Source organism: Niallia nealsonii (genome assembly GCF_002835805.1).
GTDB lineage: Bacteria > Bacillota > Bacilli > Bacillales > Cytobacillaceae > Niallia > Niallia nealsonii.
On sequence record NZ_PISE01000011.1, the window covers coordinates 256148 to 269941 of the forward strand.

Sequence of the window (13794 nt, forward strand, 5' to 3'; positions counted from 1 at the left end):
TTTTTTGCTATTTATCCTCTCTTCTATTATTTCACACTATCTACTGATGCTTTTTTCCAATTCAAGAAGCTTTGTCTTCATTTCTAAGCCCCCGCGATAACCAGTTAAAGACCCATTTTTCCCAACTACTCTGTGGCAAGGAATCGTAATTAGAACCGGATTGGCACCAATTGCTGCTCCAACAGCACGAACTGCGGCAGGTTTATTTACGGAGTTGGCAATATCAGAATACGACTTTGTTTGTCCATATGGAATCTCACAAAGTGCTTGCCAAATCGCCAGTTGAAATGGCGTTCCATTATAGTCAAAAGCCATAGTAAAGTCCTTTCTTTTTCCTTCTAAATATTCTATTATTTCTTCCCTATAGGCTTTAAGCATTTCTTCGTTTTCCACAAGAGAAATTTTTGGAAATCTCTTCCCTGCCCATTCAGATAATTCTTCAAATAGCGCATTCTGTGAACCAACATAACAAAGTCCTTTAGCTGTCATTGCTATATAAAAATTCCACTCTCCATAACTTAACAAAGACCAATAAATCGTTGGGTTATTTTTTTGTTCCATCATCCTTATCCTCCATTAATTTCATTTGCCGATATTGTGCTGGTGTATAGCCAATTTTCTTTTTAAACAAAGTAATAAAATAAGGTAAATTTGGCATACCCACAGATAATGCAATTTCAGCAATCCCTATATTTGTTTGAATCAACTGCTCTTTCGCTTGTTTTAAGCGGACTTGCTGGATATATTCAACAGGGGTGACACCCTTTATTTTTTTAAAGATACGATGCAAATGATAAGGACTTCCGTGAGCAATATCTGCTAACTTTTCTAATGTTAATTTCCCGCCGAAATGCTTATCGATATATTCTGTCACAACAGTAACCCATTCATTATCCGGCAAATGTTCATTATTCGGTTTGCACCGTTTGCATGGGCGAAAATTGGCCAGAATCGCTTGATCTGCGTTTGTAAAGATCTCTACATTTTCTTTTTTAGGAGGCCTTGATTTGCATGAAGGCTTACAAAAAACACCCGTTGTTTTCACCCCATAACAAAATTTATCATTATACGTTTCATCATTATTGATAATAGCTTGCCACTTTTCTTCTGTTATTTTTTCCATAGAGTTATTCATCCTTTCTGCCATATGTTTCACTTCTTTCTAGTGGCTTATCGAACATCCGGCAGCAAAACAAACTATTTTAAAAAATAAGGATACTCCTCCTAGCTAACTGTATTTTTTATCATCGCTTTTTTTGTTCGCAGCAGGTCGATAATATCTCTTGTACTTAACACTATAACCATTTCAAAAAGAAAAAATAAGATATTTCGAATATAATAGCAAGATAACAAAATAAAACTCTATTATATACATCACGTAAAAAAATAGATTTGTAAATATGCTAGATACTTATTTGCTTTTCAAATGATATAAAACCCGCTGAAAAAATGGAAATATTCAGCAATCGTTTAATCTTGATAATAATTCAACACCACTTCATTTTTTCCATTATATAGAAATAATAACGACGTTTAAATGGAACATCGAAAAGAACTTATTAATTTTTTCCATTAAATATTGCTAAATCGTCATTCCGGATCGTCCTAATAGATATATTTATATGTAAAGAGTGTTTAACATTCTGCATTTTCTAATAAAAAAGGAGTGATTCAAATGGTAGTTGCATATCATCATGAACCATTTACTAATTTTGGCGTAGAAAAAAATAAACAGGCGTTTAAAGATGCTTTAGCATATGTTAATACACAGCTCGGCAAACATTATCCTCTTGTTATTAATGGAGAAAAAATAGAAACAGATGAAAAAACCATCTCCATTAATCCTGCTAATAAAGAAGAAGTAATTGGATCTGTCTCCATCGCCAATCAAGAATTGGCGGAAAAGGCCATGCAATCTGCCCTCCAAGCCTTTGAATCGTGGAAAAAATGGAAAGTCGAACATCGTGCAGATATTTTATTCAAAGCCGCTGCCATCATCCGCCGAAGAAAGCATGAGTTTTCCAGCTATTTAGTGAAAGAGTCTGGAAAGCCTTGGAACGAAGCAGATGCAGATACTGCAGAAGCCATTGATTTCTTGGAATATTACGCTCGCCAAGTTCTTGAAATAAAAAATGGAGTAGCCGTAAAAAGCCGATCTGGAGAATATAATCAATATCACTATATTCCTCTTGGTGTCGGGATTATTATTGCTCCCTTTAACTTTCCTCTTGCCATTATGGCAGGCACAGCAGTTGCTGCTATCGTAACAGGCAACACTATTTTATTAAAACCAGCAGATGCCACACCTGTTATAGCAGCAAAATTTGTAGAGGTAATGGAAGAAGCCGGTCTCCCAAATGGTGTATTAAACTATATTCCTGGCAAAGGAGAAGTAATTGGAGATTATTTAGTCGAACATCCCAAAACTCGATTTGTTTCCTTTACAGGTTCCCGTGCCGTTGGCTGCCGTATTTATGAGCGAGCAGCAAAAGTGCAGCCAGGACAAATTTGGCTAAAACGGGTTATTGCAGAAATGGGAGGAAAAGACACGATTTTGGTGGATAAAGATGCAGATTTAGACAAAGCGGCTGCTTCTATTGTTCAATCTGCTTTTGGTTTTTCTGGCCAGAAATGTTCTGCCTGTTCTCGAGCAGTCATTCATCAAGATATTTACGACAAAGTATTAGAAAAAGCAATCGCTTTAACAAAAAAGCTGTCTGTCGGCGCTCCAGAAGATTCAGGGACATATATGGGACCAGTCATTCATCAAGCATCTTATAATAAAGTGATGAACTATATAGAGATTGGCAAAAAAGAAGGAAGATTATTGATAGGCGGTGAAGGCAATGATACATCTGGATACTTTATTCAGCCAACTATTTTTGCCGATGTAGATGAGAATGCACGTTTAATGCAAGAAGAAATTTTTGGTCCTGTTGTAGCATTTTGCAAAGCCCGGGACTTTGACCATATGATGGAAGTTGCCAATAATACCGATTACGCATTAACAGGCGCTTTATGGACGAACAATCGAGAACATTTAGAGCGGGCAAGAGAAGAATTCCATGTTGGAAATTTATATTTTAACAGAGGCTGTACCGGAGCTATTGTCGGGTATCAACCTTTTGGGGGCTTCAATATGTCTGGAACCGATTCAAAGGCTGGAGGACCTGACTATCTAATTCTTCATATGCAAGCCAAAACAACATCTGAAACATTTTAAGGAGGGGGATTTTATGTCTACTGAAACAACACAAACTACAAAAATTATTCAGCAAACAGAAAAATTTGGCGCAAACAACTACCATCCTCTTCCAATCGTCATTAAAAAGGCACAAGGTGTATGGGTAGAAGATCCAGAGAACAATCGATATATGGATATGCTCAGTGCCTATTCAGCCGTAAACCAAGGCCATCGCCACCCTAAAATCATTAAAGCATTAAAACAACAAGCAGATAAAGTTACTTTAACATCACGAGCTTTCCATAATGATCAGCTTGGTCCATGGTATGAAAAAATTTGTACGTTAACGAAAAAAAATATGGCCCTCCCGATGAATACTGGAGCCGAAGCCGTGGAAACTGCCTTTAAAGCGGCACGGCGATGGGCTTATAAAGCGAAAGGCATCAGCGACAATCAGGCAGAAATTATTGCTTGTACAGGAAATTTTCATGGGCGAACAATGACTGCCGTTTCTTTATCATCTGAAGCAGAATATCAACAAGGATTCGGACCAATGCTGCCTGGAATAAAGTTAATTCCATACGGTGATTTAGAAAGCTTGCAAAAGGCAATCACCCCTAACACGGCAGCCTTTTTAATCGAACCAATTCAAGGAGAAGCGGGCATAGTCCTGCCGCCAGCTGGATTCATAAAAAAAGCATTTGATCTGTGTCAACAAAATAATGTCCTATTTATAGCAGATGAAATACAAGTAGGTTTAGCAAGAACCGGCAAACTTTTTGCATACGAATGGGAAGGAATCGAACCCGATATGCTTATTTTAGGAAAAGCCCTCGGCGGGGGAGTATTCCCTATTTCATGTGTAGCAGCAAATGAGGATATATTAGGAGTTTTTACTCCTGGTTCACATGGTTCTACTTTCGGCGGCAATCCCCTTGCATGCGCTGTATCGGTCGCTGCTTTAGAAGTCATAGAAGAAGAAGGATTGGCCGATCGGTCGCTGCAACTTGGAGATTACTTCAAAAAAAAATTACAAGCAATCAAAAGTCCGATAATTAAAGAAATCAGAGGCCGAGGCTTATTTATTGGCATGGAATTAACAGAAGATGCTCGGAAATATTGTGAAGACTTAAAAGAAGAAGGATTGCTTTGCAAAGAAACACATCATACAGTCATTCGTTTTGCCCCACCCCTTACCATTACAAAAGAAGAATTAGATTGGGCAATGGAACGAATCCAAAAAGTATTCCAAACACAATAAGGAACTAGCCGACTATTTTTCTTGTTTCCCTACTCATATACCTGCAGAGTTTCTTTCTGCAGATGTCATTGATGTGCAGCAATCGTTGATACAACAAAACATACTAACTTTAGTAATACAGGCCAAGGTCATGGTTTGTTCTACTAATGCTAGTATGTTTTTCATTTAATAAACGGATAAATATTTTTTAGATTTGTTCCCCAGCTGCAGCCTGTTTTTGTCCAATGCCTCTCCTCTTTTTATTTTTTTGCATTCTTTTAGTTAATTTATTTAAATAATAGGTCACAATCACAAAAACAGCCATAATTCCTGTATAAGTTATAATCACACTAAATACATTGCTTTCTCCGCCTTCATGATTGCCGCCCATTTTCCCTTGGAAATTATCCGGCCGTTCTCCAGATGGAGGCTGGAAGGAATTTTGTCCTTCACTACTATTTTCAGTTGGCCGCTGAAAGGAACCAGAAGTTGAGTTTTCAGATGAAACCCCTCCTCTTTCTCCCATCATCTCTCCTTTTCCTCCCTCTGCCATAGTTTGTGATCCTATTCCTATGATGGAGCTTGCACTTGCCAAACGATTCATAAATCCAGTGTTATTCATTTCGTATATCCCAAATAGTAAAATAAGAACCGCTGCTGCTTTTCCCATATATCTGATCCAAATCTTTTTCGGTTTGTACTTCCACATTTTCTGCCAAACATTCACAACCCATTGCCAATGCAGCCCAACATGAACGCCTATAAGTGCCAAAACTAAAAATGAGATGGAAATATGGGTCATTTGAAACCATCTTTCATTGCCTATATTGATATTTGGAAATACCACTCTGGAAATAAAGATTCCACTGATAATAATAAAACTCATGAATACTAGCAATAATAAATTTAATGCATAGCTTCCTCTGACTTTCCATGACAACTTCCGATCAAACAACTTCATTGTTACATTCTTTACCCACTTCCAATTCAGAAAGATATGGGTAAAATAAGCTGCCGCAAAACCAATCCCTGCTATTTCATGAAACGTTAACCCTCCTAGCACTTGCTTATTGAAAAATAACACAAATAATAACGCCATTATTAAGTCTAGGGAAAATTTAATATAATTTATTTTTTTCATAAAGACTCTCCTCAGTTAATGTATTAACCATACTATAAGAGGGCATCCTTAATTTTTTCTTAATTTGCACTGCTTGCTGACAGACTTTTGTTTATAAAATAATTTTTCTTTTCTACGATTTAAAAATCACAAAAAAACATTTTCTTCCACATGAAGTTCTACTGCTTAATCTATTGAATATGTGCAATCTTGATAATAAGACAGCCGTCCACTAAATCTATCAGGCACATCTAGTATTTAGATAAATATAAATAAAAAAGAACACCCGATTAAAATAAATAGACTTATACATTTATTTCTGTTGCTAATAATTAACGAAATCTCTCACTTGCAAAAGACTGATTTTTTTTACACAAGCATGTCTTTTTTTGTAAAAAAAGCAAAAGAAAGATAAATAGAAACAATCATCGTAACTATCATAACACTGCTAGATAACAATAAAGACGTATTCTGCAAATCAAAATCGCCTGTAAGATGGGCGCCAATATCCAAATTTAAAATAAAAAGATATTTTAATAAATCCAGCTTGCCTTGAAGACTTGATAATATTCCTCCAAAGACTACCAGACAAATAGAAAGGCTAATGGATGTTGTTACTGTGTGAAACAGTACGGAAATAAGTATAAATACACTGCATAATGTTAAAATCACGATTATATTTAACAGCAAGCCCTGAAGCATATATTGCCAAATAGGGATAGCTTTTAATGTTTCTTCCCCTACAACAATTAAACTATTCCAATCTCCTAATCCATTTTTAGGAATCGCTGACAAATAGGTCAATAAATCTGATAATAACATTGCACCAATAGAAACAATTATTGCAGCTATCCATTTTGAAAAAAGGATATTACTTCTGCCAATAGGGCTAACCAGTATAGATTTTAACGTACCGTTAGAAGCCTCGCCAGCAATTATATCTGCTGTAATGATTACTATTAATACCGGAAGAACTATTTTTATAAACATTCCAGAGACACTAGAAATAGCTGAACCTGCTGCACCTTCTACTTCTGGATTAACATTATGCTCTAACTGAAATTCCAATTTATCACGTTGCTTTACCATCTCTTTGTATTCAGTAGAGTGTTTATCTAAAGTGCTTATATAGTTATTTAACTCTTCAGTTTGTGTGACGAGTGGCTCTTTCCAATTCTCTCCTTTAGCAGAAGAATCATCAAAGTAATCAATCACCATCATTAGAACAGCAAAGAAAATGAGTATGCCTGCAATAACGTGAAGCCTCTTTTTTTTATATAATTTCACAAGTTCATTTTTCACAGCACCTCCGAGCATTACATTACCTCCTGTGTAACGGATAAGAAATAATCTTCTAAAGAATTGTCTTGTTGATTAATTAAATATACGTGGATGTTCTTTTCGTATAAAAAATTCACCATATGAGGAATGTCCTCTTTTTTACAATTCACGATGATTTTATTGTTTTCTTTATATACTTCCATACTATTATTTTTTAATTTTTTGTAGGCGACGTCTACTTGGAAAGGATCTACTTCCAAAGAATAAGTAGAGGTATTACGTGCAATTAAATCGGAAACAGATCCTGCCACTACTTGTCTTCCTTTATTAATAATTAAAACATGATCACAAAGCTGCTCAATTTCACTAAGTAAATGAGAAGATAAGAAAATGGTTATTTGCTGCTCTCTTGATAATTTTTTTATAAGTGATCGCATGTCTTTTATACCAGATGGATCCATTCCATTTGTAGGCTCATCTAAAATAATAATCTGAGGAGAAGAAACTAGTGCTTGGGCAATAGCTAACCTTTGTTTCATCCCTAAAGAATAATTTTTTACGTTCTCATGTATTCGATCTGTTAATTCCACTGTTTGAACACACCATTTTAGATGATCCAGTTCTACTTTTTTGTCTAACCGTCTAACCACTTGCATCAAATTATCCCATCCACTCATATAATCAAATAAAGCTGGATTCTCAACAATTGCACTTAAATTTTGCATCACCTTTTTAAAATCTTTTTGAATATCATAACCCATAATCTTTATCGAACCTGAAGACTGCTTAATCATTCCTGTTAGCATACGTATTGTAGTTGTTTTACCAGAACCATTCGGTCCAAGAAAACCATATATTTGCCCTTTTTGAACTTTAAATGAAAGATCATGGATAATTTTTTTGCCTTTGATACTCTTTTCTAAATTTTCAACTATGACTATATCTTCCAGTGACATTATGATCACTCCTCCGTTTGAAGCTGCTGTATTTTTTTTGTATAAAGAAATAGAACAATAAAAAAATGCATATGTTCCACATTAGGTTTGTAGCAGGATGGACATCCACTACTTTAAATAGGGAAGGAACAGACCCATCATCAGTAGACTTTTCTTCAGCTAAAAACCAAAGTATAAACATATTATTTGCTGCATGTGCCCCAATAGATAACTCAGATCTACCTGCTTTTACCGCAAAAAATGTCAGCATAAATCCGCCCCATATATAATTTAAACCTACCCATAATGTTGATTTTTCCATTTCTGGATTTGTAAAATGCAAGGAACCAAAGATTAATGCTACTAACAAGGGGAGTAAAAATGGATGGGAATTTTTTTTGGCAAACCATTGTAATAAAAATCCTCTGAAAATGAGTTCCTCCACTGTCGTTTGAAGTGGAACAAATAACAATACATGGAAACAAATATGTAAATGGATTGGCGTATTTTCAAGTGGGTTCTTGAACTAGTTTCAAACTAATTCGATTAAGTAATCACTAAATTCACATAATTTATAAGGTTGTCCTTCAAGGACAGCCTTATCTAAAAATACAACTTTACTTATCTGATATTTAATTATATTAATCTATCCAAATCTCTCCCACTAAGTAGTGATTCTGGCTCGACCAAAAACTCCCACTTCAAGCATTAGCTAAGTGGCGGGTAGTTCAAAGTGTTAGTATTCAAGCAAAAGGAAGTTTGAAATTCCAACCTTCCTTTTGGCTATTTCATTAATTCTAGTGAAAAATAAACCTTCAATAATTCAACTAAAAACTGTATCTTCATTTATTTGCTTACCGCTAAAGAAATTCTGGGAATATTTACTAAAAAATCATAACATTTTATTACATTTTTTTCTATAAACATTTTATTAATAAACAAAATTTGACTTAATGATACTTCAATAGGGGTCTTACTATTCGTAAATGTAGAATTTTAAAAATTTCCTTTCACATGCTATTCTAATTTACCCACCAGCCTTTATTTTCCCTCGATTCTTTAGTACTTTCATCTATTAATGAAATCTGATCAGAATAGATTGTATTCTTATTTTCTTGTGAACATATAATAAGGAAATTTTTCGTTATTTCTTCTAATAGAAACAACAATTTATTCTTTATTTCCCCTTTAAAAACTCTGTTCTTCTCTTAAAATACCAACAAAAAAAGAATGTCCAAAAAGTGGACATCCTTTTATATTCAACTTATCTGCTTATTTTCATTACCCTCTCCATTTTTCTCAAAAATCGTGCCTTTTCTAAACTTCGAATCTTTAAATGCATATTTCATTAAAAGAAGATAGCTGATGCCTGATACAACAAAGCCGATGATCCATGCCAGCTCTACTTCTATGAATGCTGCTCCTGCACCGATTAGCATGGCTAGTATTGCACTTGGATTAGAGCCAGCAAACTGGCCGTCTTCTTTATATAGTTCAGCAACATTTACTTTTTGTTTTCTTAATAGATAATATTCTATTAAAATAATCGCCACAATCGGCCCTAAAAAGGCGGAATAGATCAAAATAAATGTATTTAGCCCTTTTGCTGATGAATCTTGGACAAGCACCCATGGGAAGGAGCATAAAGCAAGAAGTCCAGTTACTACAACAGCTGATTTGTATTTCATTTTTGTCAGCAATTGCACGACATACGTTGGCGGAATAATATTTGCAACCATATTTACTGCAATTGCTCCCATTACGATAAATGCTGATACAAAAACAGTAATGTAGGAGTTATCTACAATGATTGCAAATGCTTTTACTGGGTTCGCGATACCTGTTGCTGCAGCAAGCATTGCACCAATTGCAAGAACAAAACCATATGCGATAAAGATTGGCAAGAAATACAAAGTTCCACGCTTTTTATTGCTCATACCAGTTTTCAGTTCCCTAGAGTAATCTGCTGCGCTTAAAAAGATAGCAGCATAATTTCCTAAAAAGACCATAATAAAGGCGAAGAAAGGCAATCCCCATGTTCCTTTTGCATGAACCCATTTATCAACAATCACTTGACTATGAGAGTTTAAAAGAACGCCAAATACATAAACAAGTGCCAGCATAATAACAATAGAAGCAAGAGATTCCACCCATTTAATCGCATGAAAACCGTATAACGAAAGAACTATTTGTACAACCTGCAATACCACAAAACAAACCGCAATGCTGTTAAAAGAGCCTCCTGTCACAATTTTGGCAATTTCATTTAACGCAGTTGCTCCAATCCAGCTTTGAAAACCATACCAGACAATAGCAGGAATTCCCCGCAATAAAGAGGAAATAACAGATCCTTTAATTCCAAATGACATTCTTAGCTGCACCACATAAGGTATTCCCGTTCGATAGCCTAATCGATCATTTAATGCAAAAATAGTAGAAATAATTCCAATAGCAATAATAGCTGCCAAAAATGTTTGAAAAATATTCAATGTTGCCGCTCCTGCCACAAACAGACTTGCTCCAAGAGTCATATTTCCTAAGTTAATGCCATCCCCTATCCACATAAATGCATATGCAATAGACCCTACTGTACGATCTTTTTCTTGTTTTGGCTTTAACGATTCATCCATATTCGCACTCGTTGGGATTTCTTCCTCATTTGTAGACACATAACTTTCGATATTCATAGCCAAAGCCCTTCACTCCCTCTATTTTTATAAAATTAAATTTTTAAAATTCAAAATATTCAGTTTAAAAATTATATAAAACCCTATTATGTAGTAAATTCTAGCTGTGACATGCTTTCTATAAGAAAGGGATAATCTACAGCAATTTCAAAATCCCCTAGAATCTCCCCTTATTTTTTGTTTCTTAAAAATTACGATATAACACACTCTACTTTTGGATTGTATATCACTAATTTTCCTACCGGATCCCCGATAATACCTTGATTTACATCAAATACCACATTTCCTCTAACTAGTGTTTTCGTCACCCGACAGTTAATTTTTCTGCCAATATACGGGCTGTGCTGATGACGGTAGTATAAATCTTCCTTCTTCACAACATAGGATTGATTTGGATCAAGCAAAATAATATCAGCATCTTTTGAAACCGCAATTTCCCCTTTTTCTGGCATTTGAAAACGTTTGGAAGGGTTGTAACTGATCATTCGAACAAAGTCTTCCACAGGGATATTTCGTTTCATTACTGCTTCATCAAACATTAAATCAACATTATTTTGGCAGCCTGTAATCCCACCCCATACTTCAAACATGTTGTTTGCTGCACTTTCCTTCATTTCAGGAGGACACGGGGAATGATCAGATGTCAGCATATCCAATTTGCCTTCTATTAATTTCTGCCAAAGCTTTTCTTGCTCTTCCGCATCACGAAGCGGTGGAGAACACTTGGCAACAGGACCTATTTCCTCAAACTCTGCGGTTGTAATCGTAAAATAATGTGGACATGATTCCAACGTAACATCTTGCCCTTCCTTTTTTGCCTTTTCAATCACTTCGACCGCTTCAGCTGAACTAATATGGACAAAATGAAGCTTGCAGCCTGTTTCTTTCGCAAAATGCAATGCTCGTTTAACTGCATCCACTTCCGCAACAACAGGGCGGGATGCCACATAATCGGCTGCTGTTAGTTTCCCATTTTTCACCATCTCTTCTGCCATTCGATCGGTGATTATGGCATTTTCTGCATGAATCGATAACATATGTCCTAATTCAGCTAATTTTTTCATTCCCATATATAACGTATAATCATCCACATTGGTGAAATCCTCTGGTATATCGGAACCACATGATGACATAAAGCATTTAAATGCGACCACCCCTTCTTCTGAAAGTTCAGTCAATTTTTCCAAGTTGCTAGGGATTAACCCGCCATAAAATGCATAATCAACATAATTTTTTCCTGATGCTGCCTCTTTTTTTAACTGAAGAGACTTGCGATCTATCGTTGCAGGAAGTGCATTTAAGGGCATATCCACATAACTTGTTGTCCCACCTGCAGCAAGCGCCTTCGTACCTGTTGTAAATCCTTCCCACACTGTCCGTCCTGGTTCGCATATATGAACGTGTGTATCAATCATGCCTGGCATTACATATTGCCCTTCGGCGTTTATCGTCTGAAAAGAATCGCCTTCGATGATATCTCCAATAGCAGCAATCTTTCCATCTTTAATGCCGATATCTGCTTTCTTCACAACCTCTTTAAAAACTACATTTCCACCTTTAATGATCAGGTCGTACATCATGATTGCCCTCCTCCTTGCCAATTAATTATTTAGGATTAAAAATTTCCGTCAAAGACACTGAAAGCTGATTTTTGTCGCTAAACTGCAGATTATTTTCCATATCAATTAAATGTTCTAATGCCAATTCTGCTGCTAACTGTTCATCTCGTTTCTTAATCGCATGAAAGATATGACGATGATGTAAACAAGCATCCTTTTCTTCCTGATTTTTTCCGTATATAGAAATGATCACATGTGTTAGCGAAATCAAGTCTTCTAGATATTGATAAAAATAAGAGTTTCCCGCCATTTCTGCTATTTTCAAATGAAATTCTCCTGACATTTGAATAGCGTCATAATACTCGATGTCTAAATGAGTCTTTTCTTCTTCTTCAACCATCTGCTCTAATTCAAGAAGCTGCTCTTCCGTTGCTAGCAGACAAGCTTTTTTCACTGCTTCCCCTTCAAGGATTCGTCTCATTTCAAATACTTCTTTTGCTTCTTCCTTGGAAGAAGATGTAACAAACGTTCCCTTATTTGCAATGATTTTTACTAGACGCTCATAGGAGAGTCTGCGAAGGACATTGCGGATAGGTGTTCTGCTTACTCCAAATGATTCAGCAATTTCTGTTTCTACAAGCTGCATATTAGGACGCAGTTTTTGCTGAATGATTGCCTGTTTAATTTTATTGTAAATTGCTATTTCCTTAGCATTCATCAGGTATGACCTCTCTTTTATGAAAAACAAAATGCTACTATAACCGATTATTTTCACATTGTATACGAGATTGTATACAATTTCTTATATGCTATAAGTTACTACATTATTTTTTGATTTTCAATTATTTTTTGAAAAAACATTTTATTTTATAACATCATTATGTCAGATTTCCTTACACAAAATGATTCGAAATATAATTTTGCAATAATATAAATAAAAAGAAAATTCGCATACTGCAACGCTCACCATCGTTGTTTCTTATTATCCTTTGAGTAAGGATTTTATACCTGCCATTCTACTTTTATCCATTTTTTTCTTATTGACTATTGATTTTGCAATCGTTTTCATTTATACTATAACTAGGTTGGATGACATATGTGGTTATCATGGTATCTAGCGCAGGATGGAGCTGATACTACAAAGAAAATTGTTATATAGACGTTTTCTATTTATCATAAAAACAAAAAGGGAAGCTGAATTCCAGCTTCCCTTTTTGTTTTTATACAATATTTTTTATTTTTTTAAAAAATATTTTCTTCCTGCATCAATTATTCAGCATTAATTCCGTTTGTCCCTCTCTCCAAATGATGAGAAGCCCAAAGTAATTCAGATGGGAGAGAACTGCCCATAAAGCCTGATTGATTCTGCTAACAATCAGCGGAAGACTTGATTCCTCCTGACTAGTACTCCCCTTTAGTTGTAACTGCTAAACTAAATCAGCCGTACCATTCATTGGTTCTCTATTTACTTATAATTGTTACAAACCTGTGAATTGATTCTTTAAAGAAAACGTTTTATTTGTCTAGTTCACAAAACAGACAAATATTTGTGATGTTTTTCACAATTTAACAACTATAATAAAAGTATCAAAAGCAAACATTACTCTTTCAAAGAGATGAAGCATATGATAGCCTTGAAAACAATAACATGATTTGTTTTTGATAAAAAATCAATAGCTTCTTTTTATAAAAAATAAAAACCATATTTACATTGCTAATTAAAAATATATGAAATAAATAAAACTTAGATAAGGGAGAGATTTATGATGAAAAAACAAAATATTAACC

The 13794-nt window shown here is 35.1% G+C and carries 11 protein-coding genes; 2 read left to right on the forward strand and 9 right to left on the reverse strand.

Annotation, left to right across the window (positions count from 1 at the left end; all coding sequences use genetic code 11):
- Window positions 1-36: 36 nt before the first annotated feature.
- Together CWS01_RS05900 and CWS01_RS05905 are read right to left on the reverse strand one after the other, a co-directional pair.
- Complete coding sequence (locus CWS01_RS05900) at window positions 37-561, reverse strand: methylated-DNA--[protein]-cysteine S-methyltransferase (protein ID WP_101176279.1); 525 nt, start codon at window positions 559-561, stop codon at window positions 37-39.
- Entirely contained in the window at window positions 545-1147 is a 603-nt protein-coding gene (locus CWS01_RS05905; protein WP_101176256.1) for a bifunctional transcriptional activator/DNA repair enzyme AdaA, read from the reverse strand. The genes CWS01_RS05900 and CWS01_RS05905 overlap by 17 nt, the downstream gene beginning before the upstream one ends.
- Before the next feature lie 528 nt (window positions 1148-1675).
- Between CWS01_RS05905 and pruA the strand changes: the two genes are divergently transcribed.
- Both pruA and CWS01_RS05915 read left to right on the forward strand, forming a co-directional pair.
- A complete protein-coding gene (gene pruA / locus CWS01_RS05910) occupies window positions 1676-3223 on the forward strand; it encodes an L-glutamate gamma-semialdehyde dehydrogenase (protein ID WP_101176257.1) in 1548 nt (515 codons plus the stop codon).
- A 13-nt stretch (window positions 3224-3236) separates the two neighbouring features.
- Window positions 3237-4445 carry an ornithine--oxo-acid transaminase gene (locus tag CWS01_RS05915; protein ID WP_101176258.1) on the forward strand — a complete coding sequence of 403 codons (1209 nt, stop codon included), beginning with the start codon at window positions 3237-3239 and terminating at the stop codon, window positions 4443-4445.
- A gap of 187 nt (window positions 4446-4632) precedes the next feature.
- Here CWS01_RS05915 and CWS01_RS05920 read toward each other — a convergent pair whose 3' ends face one another.
- The 7 genes from CWS01_RS05920 to CWS01_RS05950 form a co-directional block, all read right to left on the reverse strand.
- Window positions 4633-5565, reverse strand: a complete 933-nt coding sequence (locus CWS01_RS05920) for a DUF4405 domain-containing protein (protein ID WP_101176259.1) — start codon at window positions 5563-5565, stop codon at window positions 4633-4635.
- Between the two features lie 348 nt (window positions 5566-5913).
- Window positions 5914-6861: an ABC transporter permease subunit gene (locus CWS01_RS05925; protein WP_101176260.1), complete on the reverse strand. Its 948-nt coding sequence runs from the start codon at window positions 6859-6861 to the stop codon at window positions 5914-5916.
- Complete coding sequence (locus CWS01_RS05930; protein ID WP_101176261.1) at window positions 6861-7781, reverse strand: ABC transporter ATP-binding protein; 921 nt, start codon at window positions 7779-7781, stop codon at window positions 6861-6863. The genes CWS01_RS05925 and CWS01_RS05930 overlap by 1 nt, the downstream gene beginning before the upstream one ends.
- Window positions 7753-8232, reverse strand: a complete 480-nt coding sequence (locus CWS01_RS05935) for a CPBP family intramembrane glutamic endopeptidase (RefSeq protein WP_157827571.1) — start codon at window positions 8230-8232, stop codon at window positions 7753-7755. The genes CWS01_RS05930 and CWS01_RS05935 overlap by 29 nt, the downstream gene beginning before the upstream one ends.
- Before the next feature lie 787 nt (window positions 8233-9019).
- Window positions 9020-10447: an NCS1 family transporter gene (locus CWS01_RS05940; RefSeq protein ID WP_101176280.1), complete on the reverse strand. Its 1428-nt coding sequence runs from the start codon at window positions 10445-10447 to the stop codon at window positions 9020-9022.
- A 191-nt stretch (window positions 10448-10638) separates the two neighbouring features.
- Window positions 10639-12027 carry an allantoinase AllB gene (gene allB / locus CWS01_RS05945; protein WP_101176263.1) on the reverse strand — a complete coding sequence of 463 codons (1389 nt, stop codon included), beginning with the start codon at window positions 12025-12027 and terminating at the stop codon, window positions 10639-10641.
- Window positions 12028-12052: 25 nt separating this feature from the next.
- Window positions 12053-12724: a GntR family transcriptional regulator gene (locus tag CWS01_RS05950; protein WP_235851984.1), complete on the reverse strand. Its 672-nt coding sequence runs from the start codon at window positions 12722-12724 to the stop codon at window positions 12053-12055.
- Window positions 12725-13794: the final 1070 nt, after the last annotated feature.